Origin of the sequence: Achromobacter sp. 2789STDY5608621 (genome assembly GCF_001299375.1) — a bacterium.
GTDB classification, from domain to species: Bacteria; Pseudomonadota; Gammaproteobacteria; order Burkholderiales; family Burkholderiaceae_B; genus Achromobacter; species Achromobacter insuavis.
On sequence record NZ_CYTU01000005.1, the window covers coordinates 32,154 to 55,766 of the forward strand.

General features: G+C 67.9%; 17 protein-coding genes. 1 reads left to right on the plus strand and 16 read right to left on the minus strand.

What is annotated here, in order from left to right:
* Positions 1-65 precede the first annotated feature (65 nt).
* From AOZ53_RS07360 to AOZ53_RS07375, 4 genes are all read right to left on the minus strand, one after another.
* A complete protein-coding gene (locus AOZ53_RS07360; RefSeq protein ID WP_054487415.1) occupies positions 66-1,169 on the minus strand; it encodes a serine hydrolase domain-containing protein in 1,104 nt (367 codons plus the stop codon).
* Positions 1,170-1,329: 160 nt separating this feature from the next.
* Entirely contained in the window at positions 1,330-2,622 is a 1,293-nt protein-coding gene (locus AOZ53_RS07365; protein ID WP_054431440.1) for an ATP-binding protein, read from the minus strand.
* Complete coding sequence (locus AOZ53_RS07370) at positions 2,615-3,316, minus strand: response regulator (protein WP_054487416.1); 702 nt, start codon at positions 3,314-3,316, stop codon at positions 2,615-2,617. Before AOZ53_RS07370 ends, AOZ53_RS07365 begins: the two co-directional genes overlap by 8 nt.
* Before the next feature lie 213 nt (positions 3,317-3,529).
* Complete coding sequence (locus AOZ53_RS07375) at positions 3,530-4,657, minus strand: branched-chain amino acid ABC transporter substrate-binding protein (protein ID WP_054476785.1); 1,128 nt, start codon at positions 4,655-4,657, stop codon at positions 3,530-3,532.
* A gap of 269 nt (positions 4,658-4,926) precedes the next feature.
* On the opposite strand from AOZ53_RS07375, the gene AOZ53_RS07380 reads away from it, so the two are divergent.
* The gene (locus AOZ53_RS07380) at positions 4,927-5,532 is read left to right on the plus strand and encodes an RBBP9/YdeN family alpha/beta hydrolase (RefSeq protein WP_054431464.1); all 606 of its coding nucleotides are present in this window, start codon (positions 4,927-4,929) and stop codon (positions 5,530-5,532) included.
* A 9-nt stretch (positions 5,533-5,541) separates the two neighbouring features.
* On the opposite strand, the gene AOZ53_RS07385 is transcribed toward AOZ53_RS07380, so the two are convergent.
* The 12 genes from AOZ53_RS07385 to recG form a co-directional block, all read right to left on the minus strand.
* Entirely contained in the window at positions 5,542-6,705 is a 1,164-nt protein-coding gene (locus tag AOZ53_RS07385) for a pectate lyase family protein (protein WP_054431463.1), read from the minus strand.
* Between the two features lie 145 nt (positions 6,706-6,850).
* Entirely contained in the window at positions 6,851-8,782 is a 1,932-nt protein-coding gene (locus tag AOZ53_RS07390; RefSeq protein ID WP_054431437.1) for a Vi polysaccharide transport protein VexE, read from the minus strand.
* Positions 8,775-9,806: a KpsE/RkpR family capsule polysaccharide export protein gene (locus AOZ53_RS07395; protein WP_054431462.1), complete on the minus strand. Its 1,032-nt coding sequence runs from the start codon at positions 9,804-9,806 to the stop codon at positions 8,775-8,777. Before AOZ53_RS07395 ends, AOZ53_RS07390 begins: the two co-directional genes overlap by 8 nt.
* A gap of 121 nt (positions 9,807-9,927) precedes the next feature.
* The gene (locus AOZ53_RS07400) at positions 9,928-10,641 is read right to left on the minus strand and encodes a P-loop NTPase family protein (RefSeq protein ID WP_054431436.1); all 714 of its coding nucleotides are present in this window, start codon (positions 10,639-10,641) and stop codon (positions 9,928-9,930) included.
* 9 nt (positions 10,642-10,650) lie between these two features.
* Complete coding sequence (locus AOZ53_RS07405; protein ID WP_054431435.1) at positions 10,651-11,991, minus strand: ABC transporter permease; 1,341 nt, start codon at positions 11,989-11,991, stop codon at positions 10,651-10,653.
* A gap of 7 nt (positions 11,992-11,998) precedes the next feature.
* Positions 11,999-13,147, minus strand: a complete 1,149-nt coding sequence (locus AOZ53_RS07410; RefSeq protein ID WP_369815816.1) for a polysaccharide biosynthesis/export family protein — start codon at positions 13,145-13,147, stop codon at positions 11,999-12,001.
* Between the two features lie 48 nt (positions 13,148-13,195).
* Positions 13,196-15,259 (minus strand): glycosyltransferase, encoded by a 2,064-nt coding sequence (locus AOZ53_RS07415; protein ID WP_054487418.1) that lies wholly within the window; start codon positions 15,257-15,259, stop codon positions 13,196-13,198.
* Entirely contained in the window at positions 15,256-17,736 is a 2,481-nt protein-coding gene (locus tag AOZ53_RS07420) for a hypothetical protein (protein WP_054487421.1), read from the minus strand. The genes AOZ53_RS07415 and AOZ53_RS07420 overlap by 4 nt, the downstream gene beginning before the upstream one ends.
* A 43-nt stretch (positions 17,737-17,779) precedes the next feature.
* The gene (locus tag AOZ53_RS07425) at positions 17,780-19,057 is read right to left on the minus strand and encodes a nucleotide sugar dehydrogenase (protein ID WP_054487423.1); all 1,278 of its coding nucleotides are present in this window, start codon (positions 19,055-19,057) and stop codon (positions 17,780-17,782) included.
* 790 nt (positions 19,058-19,847) lie between these two features.
* Complete coding sequence (locus AOZ53_RS07430) at positions 19,848-20,348, minus strand: Dps family protein (RefSeq protein WP_006386428.1); 501 nt, start codon at positions 20,346-20,348, stop codon at positions 19,848-19,850.
* A gap of 118 nt (positions 20,349-20,466) precedes the next feature.
* Complete coding sequence (locus AOZ53_RS07435; protein WP_054487425.1) at positions 20,467-21,417, minus strand: LysR substrate-binding domain-containing protein; 951 nt, start codon at positions 21,415-21,417, stop codon at positions 20,467-20,469.
* Between the two features lie 96 nt (positions 21,418-21,513).
* Positions 21,514-23,604, minus strand: a complete 2,091-nt coding sequence (recG, locus tag AOZ53_RS07440; RefSeq protein WP_054487426.1) for an ATP-dependent DNA helicase RecG — start codon at positions 23,602-23,604, stop codon at positions 21,514-21,516.
* Positions 23,605-23,613: the final 9 nt, after the last annotated feature.

Consider the following 23,613-nt stretch of genomic DNA (forward strand, 5'->3'; position numbering starts at 1 on the left):
AAAAACATCCGGGAAACGAGGTTGAGGGGAAAACTGGGCCACGCCGCGGCTGCCGCGGCGCATGCCTACTCTTGCGCCACGCCCTTGGCCTGGCGCATCAGGTTCATGGCGAGGGTCGAGACCGAGGCCACCAGCGGCTCGGCGCTGTCGGCATTGCTCATCACCAGCACCGCCAGCTTCTCGCGCGGCGCCAGCAGCCAGCGGGCATGGAAGGCTTCGGTTGCACCACTGTGGTCGCGCAGCGCGTCGCCGGCGATGTAGTCGGCATCGCAGGGCGCCGCCAGCCACGACAGCGCCAGGCGGCACTCCAGGTCCATGCCGTTGGCCACCGTCTCCAGGTTGAGCAGCGTGAGCGCGGATTCGTCGTTGAGGATGCGGCGCCCCTGGTAGGTGCCGCCGCCGAACAGCATGCTGGAGAAACGCGCCATCTCGGCGGAACTGGCCCACAGGCCTTCCGCGGCCTCGTTCGGCTGCGGCTGTTCGACCCACGGGATGCCGCGGCGGTAGCCGGCCGCGCGCAGTTCACGCGCGTCGTCGCCGGCGGCCGCCAGCCGGAAGCCGGCGCGCGAGATGTTCAGCGGCTGCAGCAGCGTGCGGCGCACGTAGGCGTCGAAGGGCTCGTCGGCGGCGTGCGCCACCATGTCGCCGAGCATGGCGTAGCCCATGTCGGCGCGGGCCCGGCCCATGGTGTCTTCCAGCGTGTCGGGACGCAATGCCAGCAGGCGGCGGACGGTGAAGGGATAGGTGCCCATCCAGTGCATGGCGGCGCGGCGCGGCTCCAGCGCCGATTGCGGCAGCGCCTGGGCGGCGGGGATGTCCAGCGACAGGCGGCCGTCGTCGGCGGCGCGCAGCACGCCCGCGGCGGTCACGACCTTGGAGATGGCGCCTACCCGGTAGAGCGTGTCGCCGGTGGCGTTGCGATGGCGCGCCGAATCGGCATAGCCGAAGCCGCTGCTCCAGACCGTGCGCTGGTCATCGACGATGGCGATCGACAGGCCCGGCACCCGCTGCGCGTCCAGGTCATAGGCAATGCGCTGCTTCAGGTACGCCACTACCGCCGGATAGTCGCCGCGGGCGATGGTCGGCGGCGCGGCCGGGGCCCCGCCCTGGCAACCGCCGGCGGCGATCAGGAGCATGGCGACGGCGACCAGGCGGGCGAGCGAAAACATGACGAACAGGCAACCCTCTTTTGAGAACTGCCGTCATGCTAGACAGGGACGCGTCCCCGATCTTTCCCGCTTTGTATGGAGTTTGTGAAGATTGGAAGGACAGATTGTTAAGTTTGTTAAAGGCGGGCCGGATCGATGCGGCGCGCCCCTGTCCCCGGCCTCAGGCCGCCTTCCAGCTGATGATGAAACGGGCCCCGCCCAAGGGGCTGTCGGTGGCCTCGGCGGTGCCGTTGTGCCAGCGCGCCACGCGGCTGACGATGGCCAGCCCCAGCCCGGTGCCGCCGGTGCCGCGGTCGCGGCTCTCGTCCAGGCGGATGAAGGGCTCGAAAATGCGTTCGCGGTCGGCCTGCGGGATGCCCGGGCCGTCGTCGTCGACCATCAGCACATACTCGCGCGGCGCGGGCGACACCAGGCTGACCTGGACCCGGCCGCCGGCGTAGCGGATGGCGTTCTGCAGCAGGTTCAGCAGCGCCCGCGTCATGTAGCGCTGGTGCAGGTGGACCTCGCGCACCTGGCACAGCACCACCTCGCAGCGCACGCCGGACTGGTCGGCCTCGAAGCCCGCGTGCTGCACCACCGAATCGAGCCAGCTGCGGGCGTCCTGCGGCTGCAGCGCGACGCCATCGCCCTTGTGCTCCAGGCGCGCGTACATCAGCAGCTCGGACGCCATGCTGTCGAGCTCGGCGACGTCGCTCTTCATGTCGTCGATCAGGCGCTTGCGCTCGGCCGGCTCGTCGGCGCGGCCGATCATGTCGAGCTCGAACGACAGGCGCGCGATCGGCGTGCGCAGCTCGTGCGAAACGGCGTTGGTCAGCTCGCGCTGGTTGCCGATCAGCGCCGCGATGCGCTCGGACATCAGGTTGAAGGTATCGCCCAGGTTGCCGATGCTGGAATGCCGCGACAGCCGCGCGCGGGCCTCCAGGTCGCCCTGCCCCATGCGCAGGGCGGCGGTCTTGAGGGCTTCCAGGTCGCGCCAGATCGGCAGCGCCCACACCAGCATGAAGGCGCACAGCAGCAGGCCCAGCGCCGAATAGACCGCCGCCACCACCCACGGGCCGAACGACGGCTCGGGCGGCAGCTTGACCTCCAGCCACTGGTGGTCGGGGCCGGGAATCGCGGCCACGAAGGTCTGCATCTTGTCGCGGATGAAGAAGTCGCCGCGGGCGACGATGCGCCGTTCGCTGTCGCTGGCGTTGTAGTCCGACGCATTGAAGACGCGCAGGCCCAGGCCATAGTAGGGCTTGAGCTGCTTTTCGATGTAAGCCGCGCGCGCGCCCGGCTCGACCTTCGACAGTTCCAGCACCAGGGAATGGATCTGCCCGCGCACCGACTCGCGGGTATAGGCGTCGCTGACCGGCTCGAACAGGTAGTTGGCGGAACGGTCCACGACTTCGTTGGAAATCACGAAGCCGACCGCCAGCACCACGAAGAGCCGCAGGACGAATTTAATCATCGCCGTCCTCGTGCGCCTTGGGCGAGAACAGATAGCCCTTGCCCCACACGGTCTTGATGCGCGCCGGATCGCGCGGGTCATCGTCCAGCTTGCGGCGCAGCTTGCTGACGCAGACGTCGACGCTGCGGTCGAGTCCGTTGAACTCGATGCCGCGCACCGCGTTGAGCAGGTCGTCGCGCGTCAGCACCTGGCCGGCCTGGCTGGCCAGCGCCCACAGCATCTCGAATTCCATCGTGGTCAGGTCGACCTCGACGCCGCCGTGGATCACCGCCCGGGTGCGCCGGTCGATGACCAGCGGCCCGAACTCCAGGCGCTCCGGCGGCTCCTCGAGCTGGCTGTGACGGCGCAGCAGCGCCCGGATGCGGGCCAGCAGCACGCGCGGCTCGACCGGCTTGATGACGTAATCGTCCGCGCCCGATTCCAGGCCCAGGATCTGGTCCAGGTCGTCCTCGCGGGCGGTCAGCATCAGGATCGGCGCCGAAGAGAAGGCGCGCAGGTCGCGGCAGACCTGCAGGCCGTCGCGCCCGGGCAGCATCAGGTCGAGGATGGTGATGGCCGGGTCGTGGCGGCGGAACGCCTCCACCGCATGGTCGCCGCGGTAGGCCTGGGCGACCTGGAACCCGTGTTGCTCCAGGAACTGCGCGATCAGGCGCGACAGCTTCGGATCGTCTTCGACTAGCAAGGCCTTGGTCATGGGGTGTCCGGACAGAAAAAGAGAGAGCGATTTCGCCGCATTCTACGCAAAACCGCGCGAGCGGCGTTCGACCCCGCCGGCGACGGCTCGGTTCCCGGCGGGCGGCGCCCACGAAAAAGCCGGGCGGGAAGACATCGCTTCCGGCCCGGCCGAGGGGTCTGGCGGATGGCGCGCGCCAGCGGCGAAAACGCCGCCCGGGTGCGCGCCAAGTCCTTATTTATAAACGGACTTCGAGCCGTCCTTGTGCCACACGAAGACGTCGAACTGGAAGTTCGTCAGGTCGCCCTGCTTGTTCCAGGCCACCTTGCCGATGGGGGTGTCGAACGTGTTGGCGTGCAGGTACTTGGCGACCTTGGTCGGGTCTTCGCTGCCGGCGCCCTTGATGCCGTCGGCGATGACCTGGGTGGCGGTGTAGGCCGTCATCTGGAACGCGCCGCTGGCGTTGCGCTTCTTGGCGGCGAAGGCCTTGACGATCTCGGCGTTGGCGGCGTTCTGGGTGAAGTCGGCCGGCAGCGTCAGCAGCATGCCTTCGACGGCGTCGCCGGCGATGGCGTTGATGTCCGGGTTGCCCGTGCCTTCCGGACCCATCCACTTGGCCTTCACGCCCTGCTCGGCCGCCTGGCGCAGCAGCAGGCCCATTTCGGGGTGGTAGCCGCCGTAGTAGACGAAGTCCACGCCCTGGCTCTTGAGCTTGGTGATGACGGCCGAGTAGTCGCTGTCGCCAGCGTTGATGCCTTCGAAGATGGCGACGGGCACGCCGCCCTTTTCGAGGTCGTTCTTGACGGCGGTGGCGATGCCCTGGCCATACGACTGCTTGTCATGCAGCACGGCGGCCTTCTTGGGCTTGAGCTTGTCCAGGATGAACTTGGCGGCGGCGGGACCCTGCTGGTCGTCGCGGCCGATGGTGCGGAAGATGAACTCGTAGTTCTTGCCGTCGGTCAGGGCCGGCGACGTGGCCGAGGGCGTGACCATGACCACGCCTTCGTTGTTGTAGATGTCGGCGGCGGCGATGGTGGCGCCCGAGCAGACGTGGCCCACGACGAAACCGATCTTGCTGTTGACCACGCGGTTGGCGGCGACCGGACCCTGCTTGGGTTCGCAGCCGTCGTCGATGACCACGGTTTCCAGCTTCTTGCCGTTGATGCCGCCGGCGGCGTTGATGCGTTCCACCGCGGTGTCGACGCCTTCACGGACCATGTCGCCGTACTGGGTGACCGCGCCGGTGGTGGGGCCCACCACGCCGATCTTGATGGTCTGCGCGTGCGCGCCGGCGCTGAACGCCAACCCCGCGGCGACGCCCAGGGCCGCGATGACCGGGGTCAGACGAAATGCTTGCTTCATGAGTGGACTCCCTTAATGGCTTGTAATCGTTGGTTTTTGAACCGGGCGGACAGCCGGAAACGCATTGGTCACGCCCCGTTACGTTGCATTAGCACGGCAAGCATACACTGAAAAATAGCGGCTTTTGCAGGGGTTCCGGCCCGCCTTGGGCGAGGTTTCGATATTGCGGTGCCGCATCAGGGGCGCCACCGCCCTTATGCCCGCCACCGTATATGCAAAAGCGGATTTATTCGTTTGCGTTACTAAGGCGGCGCGGCATCATGGCCGCCATGAGACTCCAACCGATCATCGTCCCCGGATGGAAAGACTCCGGACCCGAACACTGGCAATCGCGCTGGGCGGCCTTGTTGCCGCACGCGGTGCGGGTGCAGCAGCGCGACTGGCAGAACCCGGTGAGCGCGGAATGGATATCCACCCTGGCCGGCCTGGTCGACCAGGCCCGCAGCCCGGTGCTGCTGGTCGCCCACAGCCTGGGCTGCCTGATCAGCGCGGCGCTGCCGGTGCCGCTGCGCGCCAAGGTCGCCGGCGCCCTGCTGGTGGCGCCGGCCGACGTCGAGCGTCCCGACGCGCCGGACTGTCTGCGCGGCTTCGCGCCGATCCCGCGCCAATCGCTGCCGTTCCAGAGCGTGGTGGTGGCCAGCGACAACGACCCCTACTGTCGGCTGGAGCGCGCCCGCGCCTTTGCCGAGAACTGGGGCAGCCGCGTGGTGGTGATCCCCGGCGCCGGCCACATCAACGCCGACAGCGGCCTGGAAGACTGGCCGCAAGGCCTCAAGCTGTTCGGCGCGCTGCGCCGGCGCGCCTCGTGGCGCGTGTCGCCGCCGCCCGAGCGGATCGCGCCGATTCCCGAGCGGCCGCTGTCGCACCAGGCCTGACCCGCCGTTTCAGCCGCCGCAGCCCGCGCCGGTGCGCGCTGCCGGCAGCGGCGTATCGCCGCTGGTGTTGCCCGCATGCTTGCGGATCCGGTCGGCCAATTCCGCCGAGGGCTTCTCGTAGCCATAGCAATACGGCGGCGTCGGGGCGGCCTCGGGACGGTAGTCCTGCAGCACGGGCTTGGCGTCCCCCAGGTAGAGGTTGTCCTTCAGGCGCAGGAACGCCTTGAAGTCGCGCGTATAGCCGTGCACCGCCTTCAAGTCCTGGTAGGCGCCCTCGTCCGACGCCCCGTTGTCCAGCGCGCTGCGCTTGGCGGCCGTGGGGATATAACGGCAGTAGTTCACCTTCACCCCCTCCACCGTGGGAAAGAATTCCGGCTCCACGCATTGGCGCTTGGCGTCATTGTTGAAGATGTTGCCTTCCACCAGCGCCTTGGCCTCCAGGCTGAAACTCATGCCGTAGAAATCCCAGTTCTCCAGCAGGTTGTTGAACAGGTGGAACGTGCCGAATTGCCCGCGGGGATTGCGCTGCACCGTGTTGAAAAAATAATTGTGGTGCAGCGTCACGCGCGCGATGGCATCCCGTTCGTAGTTCGCGAACAGGTTCTTCGAGGTGATGTTGTTGAGCAGCATGACCTTGTTCGAATTGTGGAACTTGGTCCACGAGATCGTGACGTCGGTGGAGCCGTTCTTCACGTTCAGCAGCCGGTCGGACATGCGTGACAGGTCCATGTGGTCCACCCACACGTCGCGGCTGTCGTTGGCGATGTTCACGGCCTGCGTCAGCCGGTTCAGGCGGCCGTCGATGGTCAGGTGCGTAAGGATGACGTTCTTGCTGCCATACACGCCCAGCCCGTCGTCGATCAGGGCCACGTGCTTGCCGCGGCCGTCGATCGTGGTGTTCGACGGCACCCGCAGCTGCGAGTCCAGCACGATCGTCATGTCCGAGGCGAAGCGGATCCAGGTCGGTCCCTTCTTGGCCTGCGCCAGCGCCGCGCGCAGCGTGCCCGGTCCGGCGTCCTGGTCGGAGGTGACCTCGATGAACTTGCCGCCCAGGCCGCCCGTGGCGCGGGCGCCATAGCCTTCGCGCTGCTGCAGCAGTTCGGAAACGAAGGGGCAGCGTTCGTCCGGACTGGCGCAGGACTCACTGGCGGCGGCCGCGCCGCCATACAGCATGGCCGCCACGAGCATGCCCACCCCGGGCAGCCAGGCCGGCGCGCCCGGCAGCCCGCGCCCGGCCGGCCCGCCGCGCTTGCGGCGCGGCGCCCTGCCCGTCGCCGCTTCCGTTGTATTCGTTCCTGCTTTCATGGACATTCACTCCCTAACCCTGCGCGGACCGATCCGCGGCCTGCACGTGGCGCCAGATGCCGCCGCTCAGGCGCAGGTTCTCCGGCGGGCCGGCCACATGCGCCCGCAGGTGCTTGAAATACGCTTCCTGCCAACGCCGCGCGTACGCGTCGGCGTCCTCGCCCGGTTCCACGGCGGGCAGCATCTCCAGCGTGTAGGCCACCCGGCCGTTCTCCCAGCGCGGGGTGTAGAACACCGACGGCACGCCCTGGCGGTGCGCCAGGTGCGCGGCGAAGCTGGAATAGGTCACCGCCTGCCCCTCGAAGACGCTGCGCGGCGCGGCGGGGTTGGCGGCGCCATCCACGGCCAGGCACAGCACATTGCCCGCGGCCAGCGCGCGCATGCAGGCCTTGGCGACCTGCGCCTCGGTCTGGTCGGCGGTGGAAATCAGGGCGGCAGCGTAGCTGCTCTGGGCGATGCTGGGCGCGGTCGCCAGCCAGCGCGAAGGAATGCCCAGCAGTTCCAGCGCCATCAAGCCGGCATACATGGGCCCCACGTGCGCCGTGGCCACCACCACGCCCCGGCCGGCGGCCAGCAGCGGCGCGAAGAAACGCTCGCCGGTGTCCAGTTCGCCCAGCACCTGCATGGCCTCCTCGACGCTGTCCTCGCGGCATTCGAGCCAGTCGAACAGCAGGTGGTCCACCAGATGGCCCCAGCGCGCGCGCCGCTCCCATTGCGCGCGGTCGGCCGTGGCGTCGCCCCGCATCGACCAGGCCCAGTCCAGGCGGGCCTGCGGGATCGGCGCGGTGTCCAGCTTCTGGTCCAGTTGATCCAGGGCCTGCTGGAAGGTCGGCGGCAGCGCGTCACCGCGTTGCGCGACGTAGCGCGCGAACAGGCTCTCGGCCTCCTGCTTGCGGCCCGCCTGAGACAGCGCACCGATGGCGGCGCGCTGCCAGAGCCGCTTGTCGGGGGACTTCTCGACCAGGTGCAGCATCTGGTCTGCGGCCTCCTCGTATTGCAGCGTGTAGCGCAACGCGCGGGCGTACAGGGCGCGGGTCTGCTCCAGCTCCGGCGCCAGCTCCATGGCCTGGCGCAACGGCGCCACGGCCTCCTTGTAGCGGCCGGCGCGCAGCAGGGTTTCTCCATGCAGTGTCAACAGCCGCACGTCGGCCGGCGCCGCGTTCAGCCCCGCCTCGAAGTGCGCCGGGGCATGCACCTTGCGGTCGTCGTCGGTGGCGCGCCGCAGGTGCGCCAGCCCCAGCGATGCGCGCAGCGCCGGAGCATCGTGGCCTGCGTCCAGCGCCCCGTTGCCCAGCAGGATCGCCGCCTCGACCCGGTCATCGTCGAGCAACGCGCGCACGGCGACCGTCGCCACGCGCGCGTTCGGCAGATCCGCCGGCTGCAAGGCCATGGCGATGCCGGCGGCATCAGCCGCGTCGCCGTTGCGCGCATGGGCCAGCATCCACCAATGCGCGTCGCCCGGATTGGCGCGCGCCTGGGCGGCGGTCTGGCGCGCGACCTCGGCGGCCTGCGCGATGCGTCCGGCCTGCACCCGCAGCTGGATCCGCGCGGCCTGCAGCGCGCCGCTATCGGGCGCAATGGCGGCGGCGGCGTCCGCCTGCTCGATGGCGCGGTCCCATTGCTCGGTGCGGCCCAGCAGGCTGGCAAGCAGGCGGCGGTCATCGGTACGCGCCGGATAGGTCTGAACCAGCTGCTCCAGCGCGGCGATCGCCGGCGCCAGCCGGCCCACCTTCACGAACGGCGACACCAGCAGGCGGCGCGCGTCGCGCCAGCCCTCTTCCACCCGCGCCAGCGCCGGCCCGAGCCCGGCCATCGCCTGCAAGGGGTCGTCCGCCTCCAGGATCTGCTTGATGACCGCGCGCAGGCGGCTGACGCCATCGCTCGGCGCGGCATGGGCAGCGGCCGGCGCGGCGGCGCCGGGGCGTTCAATCGTGGTATCAACCATGGCGCAATCCTCTCAGCAGGGCCATCGCCGCGCGCAGGACGAACATGAGCACGAAGCCCAGCGCCAGCGCCTGCAACAGCAGCACCCCCGTGCGCGGGCTGCTGGGCCGGTCGGTGGAAACCGGCTGCGCGATGATGGACAGGTAACGCTGCAGGCGCAGGGCGTCCGTCACGGCCTGCTGGTAGGACTGCTGCGCCAGCGTCAGATTCGAATCGGCGAAGGCCTGGGTATTGCGCAGCGCCTCGTACGATTTGAGTTGCTTCGCTTCCGTGTTGCCTTCGCCGCTCAGGCGCTGGCGCACGGCGGCGAGCCGTTTCTTCAAGGCCACGACCTGCGTTTCGGCCGGCTTGAGCATGAAGTGGTCCTTGTTGTTCAGCGCGCGGATCTTGTCCAGGTTGATCTGGGCGGTGCTCAGTTCCGCTTCCAGCTGGCTGGACAGGTTCAGCAGCATGGCCACCGTGGCCGTCGGGTCGATATTGCCGTGCGTGGTGCGCCATGTCGTCAGCGCCTCGCGCGCGCCCAGCGCCTTCTGCTCGGCCTGCTTGACCGACTCCTCGCTGACCCTCAGCTTGTCCGCCACGCCCTTTTCGTTCATGGAGCTGACGAAGTCTTCCGCCAGGCCGATCAGGGCCTTGGACAGGGTTTCCGCGTCTTCGGGCGAATAGGCGCGCACGCGCAGCACGTCGATCTGCTCCAGCGCGTTGAAGGAAACCTGCACCGAGGCCCGGTAGGCGCGATAGAGATCGTCCTCGCTCGAGTCCTCCGACAGATGGTTGGCCGGGTCCAGGCCGGTATTGAGCAGGTAATGGCGCAGGCCGACCTTCTTGTCCAGCTGCCGCATGCTGTCGCGCGACCTCAGGAAGTCGCTGACCGCCCAGCCGTCGACGAAGCCGCCGAGCATGCCGCCCGAGTTGCCCGTGGTGAGCAGGCTGGCCGCCATGGCGCCGCCGCCCTGCTGGCCGGACCCGGACTGCACGAAGAAGCGCGACTCGGCCTCATAGCGCGGCGTGGCGATGCAGAGCACGTAGACCAGCGCCAGCGCGACCGGAGCCACGACGATGAAGGCATTGATCCAGCGGCGGCGGCGACGGTCCTCCAGCGCCGATTGCCGCTCGCGGCGCCGGCGCTCGATCTCGGAGCCGCTCTCAGAAGCCGAGCTGGCCCTCGTCGAAGCCGCCGAAAACGTCGTCGCCTGTTCCGGATTCGCTTCGTGATCGTCGCGGGGGGAACTTGCTGATGCACTGGTCGAGGTCGTCTTCGATGCGGAGTGCGCTTCGTTCATAAATCAGGCCCTTCAGGCAATAGTCCGCCAATTGATTCTGGCGGTAACTGGAAAGAATGAGCGTCCTGCCGATCAGCCGTTCTTCGAACAGCGCCAGCCAGAGACGGGTGAAGCGGCAGGGTTCGAAGGGAATGGCCCCTTCGATCACGTAGACGTCGAACGCCGGCGCCAGGGCCAGCGCGAACGAAAACTCCTGCCGCGCAAACAGCGGCCAATGCTCCATCGGCCGGGACAGGCTCTTGGGGTCGGTGATCAGGTCGGCCACCAGTTCATAGGTGGCGTCGGCATCGAGCTCGTACATCTGGCTCACCAGCTCGATCATGTTCAGGCCGCTGGCCTTGCCGCGGATGAAGCCCTGCCGGCCGATCGCCCAGGAGACGTTGCCGTCGTGCTGGACGAATCCCTGGCGCGGCGGCCGCAGGCCGCACAGCAGGTCGATGATCTGGCGGTGCAGCTCCGGCGCGGGCGACAGCAAGGCGTAGCGCCCGACGGGAATGTCGAGGTGGGCCTGCGCCAGCAGCGCCTGCCGGTTGCCGAAGGCCAGCGGTTCATCCGTCACGCCATTGAGATGAATCATCGTCGTTCCTCACATGGGCTGGATATTGGGACGGGCCAGCCGCTCGGCCGCCAGGGCGACCGCCATCAGGAAAACCAGGCTGGTCAGGAAGTACCCCAGGCTCGCGTCCTGCGACGTGTAGGCGTCGAAGTAGGCCGAGCGCAACAACTGCATGCCATGCGAGAACGGCAGCCACAGCATCCAGGGCCGCAATTGCTCGGGCAGCTGCTCCGAGACGAAGAAAACCCCCGAGAAAATCTGCAGGAAGCGCTCGATCACGGGCGCCAGCCGCAGGAAGAAGTGCCAGAAGGTCGCGATCGCGCCGAACAGCAGGCCCATCGCCGCGGCGCAGCACGCCATCAGCACCACGTACAGCATGAATCCCGGCCAGCTCCTGGGCAGCGTGATGAGATCGAGCGCATGGCCGGCGGTGATCAGCACCACGAACACCACCAGGTACACCGACACGTACAGCAGCGCCTGCACCAGCGCGCACATCAACGGCGACACACCCTGGAAATTCAACAGGCCGCGCGCCGATACGTAGGCCGTGCTGCTCCGGAAGATGATCTGCCGGAACATGATCCAGGTCGTCGCGCCCAGCAGCGAGAAGGTCTGCACGTCCATCCCCAGGATGTAGTGCGTGCCCATCAGGATGTAGAGCGACGAAATCAGCGTCAGCAGCACGACCGGACCCACGAACGCCCACAACAGGGCGATCCGGCTTTCGCCATGCATCACATGCAGCTGGTAGACGAACAGCGCCAGCAGCGTGCGTCCGCCCGGCCAGCCGCGGCCGGCGATGTGCGGACGATGCCCGGCATGCAGTCCGCGCACCCGCTCCCGCAGGATCTCCAGGTCGCCGGCCTCGCCCGCGGGCAGTTCCATCTCCAGCGCGATATCGTTGCGCGAGGCATGGCGGCGCGCATCGCGCGCCTCGTCCTGCCTGCGCCGCTGCTCGCGCCGCTCCTGCGCCTGGGCCAGGCGCTGATCCTCGGCCACCAGCCGGGCGGGCATGTAGCCCGGCGCGAACACCTCGACGCCGGCGCGGATGTCCTGCTCCAGCAGGCGCACGATGATGCGCAGGCGCCGCCGCGAAAAGTCGGCCAGCGACTCATCGACCTTGGCGCGCGCGATTTCCGCGTCCAGCTCGGCCTGCACCGCCTCGTAGACCGCCCGCCGGGCGGCCACCGAGTCGTGCGGCTCGCCCTGCAGGCGCGCCAGCAAAGGCTTGAGCAGGACGGCCGGCTCAGCCTTGGCCTCGAACAGCGCGGCGGGGTCCAGGCGCCAGGCGGCGACGCCCGATCCCACCGCGTAACTGCTGTCCTTTCTCCGCGAACGCCAACCCTTGATCCGATCCTCGTTACTCATCGACACGCTACTGGCTGATGCCGCTGGAGGAGCCGGAGTTGGAGTCGATCGCCCGGGTGGCGCTGAAGCCGGCGCTCATGGTCACGCGGAACGCGGACAGCACCTTCTGCACCTGGGTGAACGGCGCGTCGGAGATATAGATCGCCTGGCCTTCCTTCACGGTGAATTCGCGGGCCAGCGCCACCTGTTCCGGGCGCGTGAGGTCGAACTGGTACACCACCGGCAGCAGGTCCGGCTTGCCCTCCACGCCCGCCTGCGCGGGCGTGAACAGGAACACCGAGCGCGGGTCCGCGGTCTGGTCATCCAGGCCCTTGGAGTCGGCCAGCGCGTCCAGCACGCTGTAGTTGCGCTTGCTGATCGCCACTCGGCCCTGGTTGCCGGCCGCGCCCAGCACGGTCAGGAACTCGCGCGATTCGTAGGCCGTGATGACATCGCCGGAGCGCAGCAGGATGTCGTTGTTCTGGTTGCGGTAGATGTCCGACAGGCGCACGGAAGCTACCTTGTTGTCGCGCCGCAGGCTGATGACGAGCTGCTCCGGATTGGTCTGCACCGGCGCCGCCTGCGCCAGCGCGCTGCTCAGCCGCTGGGAGGTCTGCGTGATCGGATACATGCCCGGCTTGGTCAGGTTGCCCTGCACCGTCACCATCTGCCCGCGGGCATCGGCCGCGCGCGTCACGCTGACATCGGCGCCAGCCACCAGCCGGCTCAGGCGCGCCACGATGGCGTCATGCAACTGCCCCAGCGTCATGCCGCCGGCCTTGAATTTGCCGAGGATGGGAAAGGACACATTGCCGTTGCGGTCCAGTTCCTGGTTGCCCAGGTCGCTCACGCCGGTCGGGTCCGCCGCGAACACCCCCAGCCCGCCGCGCTCCCACACCTTCACGTTGATGCCATCGCCCGGCACCAGGCTGTCGAAGCCGGCCTGGGTCAGGTCGCGGTAGGGCACGGGAAAATCGGAGACCTCGGGCACCCGGCTCGCGCGCGCGAGTTCGCGCGACGCGGGCATCACGACGACATCCTTGGCGTCGTGGGCGCCTGTCATCTCGCCCAACATGGGGCCGGAGCGCGGCAGCTGGCAGCCGCTGAGCATCAGTACGGTAATCAGCAGCAGGGCCGGCGCCGCAATGCGGCGCGGACCCGCCGCCGGGGCGGTCATTTGCATAACTTCCTTTATCTTCAGGACCAGGATGGGACTGGCGGACGCTCAGGCCTGCATGAGACGCATGGGGGGCAGCTCCATGCTCGCGTCGTTCTCCGACTCGGGCATGAGCGGCATGCACAGGCTCAGGAACTTGCCCAGCATCGCCTCCAGCGAAAACAAGGTCTGCGCCCGCTCGCGGCTCTGGGCTTTGAGGCCCTGGTCGGCGCGCACCCGGTCCACGATCGACGCGACCTTGTCGCAGGCTTCATGCAGGTCGGGATGCTCGACGTCGCCCAGCAGGTGCCCGGTCTGGTCTTCCTCGAAGCACTCGCCCGCGCCGCCGGCCGGCGTCGACACGACCGGCACGCCCAGCAACTGGGCTTCGATCAGCACATTGGGCAGGCCCTCGTAGCGCGACAGCAGGACCTTGGCGTCCATTTGCGAATACCAGTAGCCCACGTGATTCGACAAGCCGACCAGCAGCAGCCGGTCCATCACGCACAGGTCTTCCGCCAACGCCACGATGTTGTCGCGCAGCCGGCCATCGCCGACGATGACGAAGCGCGCCTGCGGACGCTGTTTCAGGTACAGCGCCGCGAGCTTGATCCACAGTTGCGGCCGCTTGTCCGGCTCCAGGCGGAACACGCCGCCGATGGTTTCCGTGGCGTCGGCCGTGCTCTCCTGGAAGGCCTGCCACTTTTCCTTGTCCGTCTGCGCGGCATCGGTGGCCAGGTCCGGCACACCGTTGTACAGCACGTGGAAGCGCACGATGGGGATGCCGAGCCATTCCGCGTAGGCCTCGGCCGCCTTGCGGCTGTTGCTGACGAAATGCACGCCAGGCACCTGGGCCAGGGCCTGGTACAGCTCGGGATACTCTTCGCGGAAGCGGTCCTTGCGGATGTTCGGCGGCAGGCCGCGGAACACCAGGTGGATGGTCGGCGCGCCGGCCAGCAGCGCCGCCAGGGCGCCGAACAGGCACGTGCCGTCCTGCCACAGGCTCACCACGTCGAAGGTGCTCGCGCGCAGGACCGGCGCCAGACGCGTCACGCCATAGTGGACCGGCGGCGGCAACTGCTCCAGCAGGCGGCCCAGGCTGCCGTCCGGCACGGATTGATGGGCCACCGAGATCGCGGGCAGCTTGTTGATTTCCGTGACCGGAATGCGCGCCTTGACCAGCACGGACAGGAAGAAATCCAGGCCCTGCTTCTTGCTGGAACCGGGCGGCTCGGTGTGCTGCTTGACCAGCACTTCCACTTTCTCCGGCTTCATCGGCGTATCGGCGGGGCGCGGGCTGGGCGTGTCCGCCATGCGGGCCAGTTCCCCGGCCAGCCGCGTCAGCTGGCGCTCGGCGCCGCCGGGCCCCAGGCTGCCCGTCACCAGCGCGACCGACACGGGCTTCTCGGGCGAGTATTCCGGGATCTGGCGATCGCGGAAATGCAGGATGGCGTGCTTCATCGACACGATCCTGATGTCCTGGCCGGCCAGCGAGGCCTCGGGCTCCAGCCGCTGATAGAACGCGTAGTCGCTGGCCAGGCCGTTGGCCAGCTCAGCCGCCTTGCTGCCCGGCGCCAGGTGCTTGGCCACGGGCGCGATGACGTCGAACGCATCCGCCAGCAGGCCGCGCTTGCGCAGCCGCTTGGCGAATTCGACGCGGATGTTGCGGTCCGTGTGCTGCAGGATCAGCCGGCGGAACAGTTCATCCGACTGTTCGTAGGCTCGGATATCGCTCAGCAGCTTGGCGCGGGCGAACAGCCGGGCCGGGTTTTCGGTGGACTCCGGCAGGTGCCGCTCGACCAGGGCCAGCGCGTCCTCGAGGTGGCGCTCCTTGACCAGGCGGGTGGCGCGATAGCGCACGATCTCCAGGTCATCGGGGCATTCGCGCAGCAGCGTGGCCCATTGCTCGGACATGCCCTCGTTCAGGCCCGCCGCCTCTTTCAGCCTGAGCAGCAGGAAACGGACCTTGGAGTCGGCCATGTGGCCGCGCGCCAGCGCTTGCGCGTCCGCCAGATTGGCCTGCGCGACCTGGACCCGCACCGAGGCCGCCACGATTTCCTCCAGCCGGCCCTGGACCGCCTGGAGGTCGGACGACGCGGTGTTCTCGCGCTCGGTGATCAATGGCGGATTCATGCGGCCTTCCTGCGGTTGGCCTTGTCGATCCACACCAGGCAGCGCTGGATGTAGTGATCGAACTGGGCCGGATTGTCGGAACGCTCCTTGAGCGCGCGCCAGTAGGGCAAGGCCTGTTCGAAGCGGTGCAGGCGCATGGCGCCCACCGCGGCCAGGCGCAGGCCGATGGGATCGTCGGAGACCAGCTGCAGGATGCGCTCGCCCAGCGCCAGGCGTTCGGTGGTGCTGGACGATTCCAGCGCGCGCGCCTCGGCGTACAGCACGGCCAGGATGCGGCGCTTCTCGTGGTCGACTTCCGGCATCCCCGGCCACGACCGCGCGACACGGTCCAGCAGGTTCCAGGCCGCCTTGGGGTCGCCGGCCGACAGGATTTCGCGGGCGCCGCGGATGGCGCGCGGTCCGAGCCTGCCGAGCTGGCGCTCGGCCTCGTCGCGGGCGCTCTGGTCGGCCGACGCGTGCGCCAGGACCATCTTGTAGGCGTCGATGGCCTCGCCGAACCAGCCGCCATTGAACGCGACACGGGCAAAGTGCAATTGCGTGCTGAACGGCGCCGACTCGTTGGCGGCGGCCTGTTCCAGGTGGCGCATGGCGGTCTGCTTGTCGCCCAGCGCATCGGCCGCGCGGCCGCGCATGGCGTGCAGTTCGGGGAATTCGACCTGGGTGTCGAGCGCGATGTCGGTCAGGTCGATCACTTCCTTGTGGTTGCCCGCCACTAGCGCGGCCCGCACGCCCAGGCGCATGGCGCGTTCAAAGGCGCGCTGCGCCCGCACCCCGGCCAGGGCATCGGGATTGAGCAGGCGATGCGCGCAGATGCGCTCGGCGGCATCGCGCAGACGGCCCTCCTCCAGCGCCTGCGCGCCCTCCTCGGCCCACGCCGCGGACTGCGTGCTCAGCCACGCCGAAATGTCTTCCTGCTCGCTGTCGGCCAGTTTGCACGACACGGCCAACGCGGCCGCGGCCATGATGCAGCCACGCCACGTGGCTTCCTTGATCAGCTCCAGCGCCTCGACATCCTTGAGCGCGGGCGACTCGGACGCCAGCGCGCGCAGTCCGGCGCGGTCCCCGGCGATCAGCCGGTCGCGCCACAGCGTCGCGAAGCTGCGGCCATGCGACGGGATGGCGGCGCGCACTTCATGGACCCAGCGCAGGGCGGCATCCATGTCGCTGCCCGCCTGCAGCAGCGACAGCACGGTGTCGGCCGCCTCGGTGGCGGTCGCGTCCTGCGGCGAGGAAATGCGGAACAGCTGCTTCCAGTTGCCCAGCGCCTCGTCCACGAAACCCAGGTGGCCGGCGGAGATCGCGGCGATGCGCACGATTTCCGGGGTCTCGATTTCGTCGCCCAGCAGGCCGGCGGCCAGCGAGTGCGCCACGTCATGGCGGCCCAGCTTGAACTGGTTGCGCATCAGGATCTGCTCGGCCTTGCTGCCGGTGGCCAGCGTGCCGTCCGCGCCGCCCAGCAGCGCCAGCGACCCTTCGTAGTCGCCCAGTTCTTCCTGGAAGCGCGCGAACAGCAACGTGTGGTCGGGCAGGCCGGGATGACGGCGCAGCACGTCGCGCAGGCGGCGCGAGGCTTCGCGCAGGTCGCCCGAATCCCAGATCTTCTCGATGCGTTCGACGCCTTCGTCGGCGCTCAGCTTGGGCACCGACGGCTGCGGCGTGGAGGTGCTCATGCGCGGGCGCACGAAAGTCTTGAACCACTCGGTGTACAGGCGCTCGGCGAACAGCGGCGTGTAGTGCGTCAGGTCCAGCCCGCCGTCTTCCATCGCGTCGGCCTGCCCGATCTTGTTCATCAGCGGCGTCGGGTCATAGCACGGCACGCCGATTCGCTGCGCGCTGGCGGTCACCGCGGCGATCAGTTGTGCCCGCTGTTCGATCGGCACATTGTCGGGCGTCATGGCATTGACGTGCGTGACGAACACGACCTTGTCCCGGCCCAGCAGGTCGACCAGCTCGTGCATCTGCTGTTCGATTTCCTCGTCCGTCTGTTCGCGCTTGACGATGCGGGCGAGCAGCTCGCGATTGTCCGCGGACAGGCTCTTGAAGACGGGATCCTGGTCCAGCCACGCGCGTCGCTCGGCAAGCCGTTCGTCGCTGGCCTGCGACCAGAACGCGCGGGTGCGCGCGCGGTCGGCGAAGAACTCGCTGAAGAAGCGCACCAGGTAGTTGGACTGGATCGGGTAGCCGCCGACGGTCAGCAGCTTGCGCGAGGACAGCTCGACCATGTACAGGTCGGCCGGCTTGTGCGTGCCGCGGCGGGCCTGCTCGCCGTTCGACGGGCGGAAGATCACGCGCTGCACGTCGGTGGGAACCTCGGCCTGGCCGAACATGAAGCGGGCCTGCTGCAGCGCCTCGGCGCTGGTGTGCACGAAACCGTAATTGCGCCCGAGCTGTTGCTTGATCGGGTAACGTCCCACCGCGTCGCGCAGCGGGGTGTGAATGCGGCAGGTGCCAATCGGAGCGATGGTAAAGGCGGTCATTCCGGGCCTCTCCTGTGTTTGATGGGTTGCGGCGGGCCTGGACTCAGAGGGTCCAGTACAAGAGGCCGGACGGCAGACGGCGGCTGTCCAGCACGGACTTCAGGTCGCAGACCAGGCCGTCGGCCTTGACCAGCTGCGGCAGGTCTTCCCAGAGGGTGTCCATGGTTTCGCGGTGCGGCACGGCCAGGATCAGCACATCCAGGTCGCGGAACTGGTCGCGTTCCACCAGGCTGATGCCGTACTCGTGCCGCATCTGTTCGACGTCGACCATCGGGTCGCAGGCCACCGGCGTGATGCCGTAGTCGCCCAGCGCGCGGTACAGGTCGACCACCTTGGAATTGCGGATGTCCGGCACGTTTTCCTTGAACGTCATGCCCAGGATGCCGACCCGGGTCGAGGCGTTCAGGCGGCCGTTGCGGGCCAGGGTCTGCACCACGCGCGAGGCCACGTGGCTGGCCATGCCGTCGTTGATACGGCGGCCCGAAAGGATGACTTCGGGGTGGTAGCCCAGCTCCTGCGCCTTGGACGTCAGGTAGTACGGATCCACGCCGATGCAGTGGCCGCCGACCAGGCCGGGCGTGAACTTGAGGAAATTCCACTTGGTGCCGGCGGCTTCCAGCACTTCGGCGGTGCGGATGCCGACCAGATCGCAGATCTTGGACATCTCGTTCATCAGCGCGATGTTGATGTCGCGCTGGGTGTTTTCGAGCACCTTGGCGGCTTCGGCCACCTTGATCGAGGAGGCGCGATGCACGCCCGCGTCGATGATCTGCTCATAGACGCCGGCGATGATCTCCAGCGATTCCGCGTCCTGGCCGGACACGATCTTGACGATCTTCTCCAGCGGATGCTCGCGGTCGCCCGGATTGATCCGTTCGGGGCTGTAGCCAAGCTTGAAGTCGACGCCGCAGCGCAGACCCGACACCTTTTCCAGTTCCGGCCCGCAGATTTCCTCGGTCGCACCGGGGTGCACCGTCGATTCGAACACCACGATGCTGCCGGGGCGCAGCACCGGCCCGATCGAACGGCAGGCCCGCACCAGCAGGGAAAAATCGGGATTGTTCTTTTCGTCGACCGGCGTCGGCACGGCGACCACGAAGAAATCGCAGCCCTCCAGCTCGCTCACCTGATCGGTAAATTGCATGGGCGACGCCAGCAAGGCATCGCGCTCGATCTCGCCCGTCCAGTCCTCTCCCTGTTTCAGGCTCGTGATCCGCCGCTTGTCCACATCAAAGCCGACGACATCAAAACGCCTGGAAAATGCCACGGCCACGGGCAGGCCGACATATCCAAGACCGCATACTGCGATTCTCTTTACCACGGGGGACCTCACTGTTTTCGTCGTGTCGAATACATCAAAAAATCGACACCCAGGAACCAAATAATCGATGCGCAATCGAATCGCTTATTCGCGCCTGGGTGGACGTCACACTCAAAATTAATTACATCTCGATACCCCGGCATACCAGTGGGCAACGAGCCAACGAATCGTAGGCCGCGGCGGCAGCAAATTTTTTTCTAAAAGTTTTCGATGCTATGGAAATAAGTCGCCGAGGTCGTAATAAACGTGGGGAAATCCCTGAAATAATCTCTTTTTCCATACATATGGAAATAAATGAGACCTTTTGTCTTGTAAGAGATTATTTAAAGTCGTTTTCTTATCTTGATTTAATCAAACTGCAAGGAATGAGTATTCGCCCTGGGTATCTTTGGACGCTCCCGGGGAAAATGTCGTTATTGCAACTTCAAGTCACTGATCGCGTCCGGAATAACCAGAAAAATCGTGCTAGGCGTAAATCAGCACGCCCTCTTCCCTATTGACCGCGCATTCTGGGTCGTGGCATACGCGCGCGGCGCGAAAATCGCCCGGCGCGCCCGGGCGAGGCGAATCTGTCCTGATATTGAAATGACTTCCACCCATGACAGGCCGGTGGATTACACATTCCAACAAGTGCGGCACAGGGCGAGCGCCCTTTCCCGCCTGGGCGCACCCCGCTTTCCAGATAATGGCGTCCGACGCGGGCCGCGCGCATGAAAAAAGCCCCCGGAACCGCGAGGTTCCGGGGGCTTGGCTTGACGATGGCGCCCCGGCCGGGGCGCCGCCGTGACGTTTACTGCAGCAGGCTGCGCAGCATCCAGGCGTTCTTTTCGTGCACGTCCAGGCGCTGCGTCAGCAGGTCGGCGGTGGGCTGGTCGTTGGCGGCGTCGGCCTTCTCGAAGGCGGCGCGGGCGGTCTTGGCGACCGATTCATTGGCGTTGACCAGCAGGCGCACCATTTCCAGCGCTTCCGGCACCGACTCCGGCTCGGCGATGGACGACAGCTTGGCGTACTCGCGGTACGTGCCCGGCGCGTAGTGGCCCAGCGCGCGGATGCGCTCGGCGATGCTGTCCAGCGCGTTCCACGACTCGGTGTACTGGGTCATGAACATCAGGTGCAGCGTATTGAACATGGGCCCCGTGACGTTCCAGTGGAAGTTGTGCGTCATCAGGTACAAGGTGTACGAATCGGCCAGCAGCTTGGACAGCTCGCCGGCGACGGCGGCACGGTCCTTGTCAGAGATGCCGATGTTGATGCGCGGAACGCTGGGGGTCTTCTTGGAGGACTTTGCCATTGCTAGCTCCCTGTTGGGGTTGGTAGACAAAACTAGGATAACACCGCGACTGCGACAATCCGGCGCGGGAACAGACCGGCGCGCCGCGGCTTGATCGTGCGCAAATGCGCCCGCAATTTCAATCCTGCACGGCCGCGGCTTCGTCCGATAACATCCGCACGCCGGGCAGTTCGCATTCGTACACCGCCTGGGCCAGCGCCTCGATCGCCGCCAGTCGCGGGAAGCTGCGGCGCCAGGCCAGCACCACGCGGCGCTCGGGCACGTGGCCCTCGAACGGCAGGTAGCGCAGCAGGCTGTTGGATGGCGGCTGCTCAGGCACCGCCGTCACCGGCAGCACCGTCACGCCGATGCCGGCCGCGACCATGTGGCGGATGGTCTCCAGCGACGAGCCCTCGAAGGTGCGCTGGATGCCATCGCTGGCGGCCGAGAAGCGCGACAGCTCCGGACACACCTCCAGCACCTGGTCGCGGAAACAGTGGCCGCTGCCCAGCAGCAGCATGGTCTGCTGCTTCAGGTCCTGGGCGTCGATCGATACGCGCTGCGCCAGCTCGTGGTCCTGCGGCACCGCCACCACGAACGGCTCGTCGTACAGCGGCTGCATCACCAGCCCCGCTTCCGGCAGCGGCAGCGCCATGATGGCGCAGTCGATCTCGCCCTGGCGCAGCAGTTCCACCAGCCGCACGGTGAAGTTCTCCTGCAGCAGCAGCGGCATCTGCGGGGTGCGGCCGATCTGCACCGGCACCAGGCGCGGCAGCAGGTACGGGCCGATGGTGTGGATCACGCCGACCCGCAGCGGGCCGGCCAGCGGGTCGTGCCCTTGGCGCGCGATCTCCTTGATGCTGGCGCTTTCCTCCAGCACCTTCTGCGCCTGCGCGACGATGCGCTGGCCGATGGGCGTCACGCCCACTTCAGCCCCGCCCCTCTCGAACAGCGTCACGCCCAGCTCGTCCTCGAGCTTGCGGATCGCCACCGACAGCGTGGGCTGGCTGACGAAACAGGCCTCGGCCGCCCGGCCGAAATGGCGCTCGCGCGCCACCGCCACGATGTATTTCAGTTCGGTGAGAGTCATGGTCGACTACGCCCCCGGGAGTTGAGCGCGCGCCCGGCGGGCGGCGCTGGAAAATGGGAAGGTCATGGTGGCATTCATCCGCTGGGTCGATGCGCCCTAAGTGCGCAGGAAGTCTTCCCGGCCCCGCATCCAGCGGGCCAGGTGCGCCTCGACGGCGGCGGGATGTTCGGCGCGCAGCCAGACCGCGGCATCGCGCGCCTGTTCGGCGATTTCGGCGTCGGTCTCCAGATCGGCGAAACGCAGCAGCGCCATGCCGGACTGGCGCGTGCCCAGGAATTCGCCCGGACCGCGCTGTTCCAGGTCGCGGCGCGCGATCTCGAAGCCATCGGAGGTTTCGAACATGGCGCGCAGGCGTTCGCGCGCCACCTGCGACAGCGGCGTCTGGTAGATCAGGACGCAGACGGACTCGGCGGTGCCGCGCCCCACCCGGCCGCGCAGCTGGTGCAGCTGCGCCAGGCCGAAGCGCTCGGCGTGCTCGATGACCATCATCGAGGCATTGGGCACGTCCACCCCCACCTCGATCACGGTGGTCGCCACCAGCAGGTCGATCTCGCCTTCGCGGAAGGCCTGCATCACGGCGGCCTTCTCGGCCTGCGGCAGGCGGCCGTGCACCAGGCCGATGCGCAGGTCCGGCAGGTCGGCGCGCATGCCCTCGTAGGTGTCGACCGCGGTCTGCAACTCGAGGGCTTCGCTTTCCTCGACCAGCGGACAGACCCAATAGGCCTGCCGGCCGCCGCGCGCGCCCTGCGCGATGTGGGCGATGACTTCCTCGCGGCGCGCGTCCGACACCAGCTTGGTCAGCACCGGCGTGCGGCCCGGCGGCAGTTCGTCGATCACCGACACGTCCAGGTCGGCGAAGAAGGTCATGGCCAGCGTGCGCGGAATCGGCGTCGCGCTCATGTTGAGCTGGTGCGGCACGATGCGGCCGCGCACCGTCTCGCCCTTGCGCGTCAGCGCCAGGCGCTGGCCGACGCCGAAGCGGTGCTGCTCGTCGACGATCGACAGCCCCAGCCGGTGGAATTCGACATGGTCCTGGATCAGGGCCTGGGTGCCCACCACCAGTTGCACGCTGCCGTCGGCCGCCGCGGCGGCGGCCTCGCGGCGCGCCTTGGCCGTCAGGCTGCCGCTGAGCCAGGCGACGTTCACGCCCAGCGGCTGCAGCCACGACACCAGCTTGCGGAAATGCTGTTCAGCGAGGATTTCGGTGGGCGCCATCAGCGCCACCTGCGCGCCCCCGGCGATGGCCTGGGCCGCGGCAATCGCGGCGACCACGGTCTTGCCGCTGCCGACGTCGCCCTGCAACAGGCGATGCATGGGATACGGCCGCGCCAGGTCGGCCGAGATCTCGGCCACCACCCGCTGCTGCGCGCCGGTCAGCTTGAACGGCAGCGCCTGATACAGCCGGTCCACCAGGCCGCCGGCCTCGTCGCGCACCGGCAGCGCCTCGGCTTCCTTGACGCGGCGCGCGGCGCGCGCGGCGGCCAGCGACAGCTGCTGGGCCAGCAATTCATCGAACTTGATGCGGCGCCAGGCCGGATGCACGCGCTCCAGCAGGGCCGCCTCGGATTCGCCCTGGGCCGGCGTGTGCAAGGCGCGGATCGCCGGCTCGAACGGCGACAGCTCGTAGCGCGCCAGCGCCTGCGGCGGCAGGGTATCGGACAGGTCGGCGCGGTCCAGCGCCTGCGCGATGGCGCGCCGCAGCGTCAGCTGCGGCAGGCCTTCGGTGGTGGGATAGACGGGCGTCAGCGCCGTGGGCAGCGGCGCGTCGGCGTTGGTCATGCGCGGATGCACCATCTCGCGCCCGAACAGGCCGCCGCGCACCTCGCCGCGCGCGCGCAGCCGCTTGCCGACGGTGACCTGCTTCTGCTGGCTGGGGTAGAAATTCAGCCAGCGCAATTGCAGTTCGCCGCTGTCATCGGCCAGCGTCGCGGTCAGTTGGCGCCGCGGCCGGTACAGCACTTCGGATTTGGTGATCTCGCCTTCGACCTGGCCGGCAAAGCCGGGCCGCAACTGGCTGATCGGAATGACCCGGGTCTCGTCCTCGTAGCGCAGCGGCAGGTGCAGCACGAAGTCCTCGGGCAGCACCAAACCCAGGTTACGCAGCTTGCGCTCCGTATCCGTCATGGCTTTGCCGGCGCCTTTGGGTTCGGCGCCGGATCGCTTGGTTGCCACGGCCGCGGCCGGCATGTGGGAGGA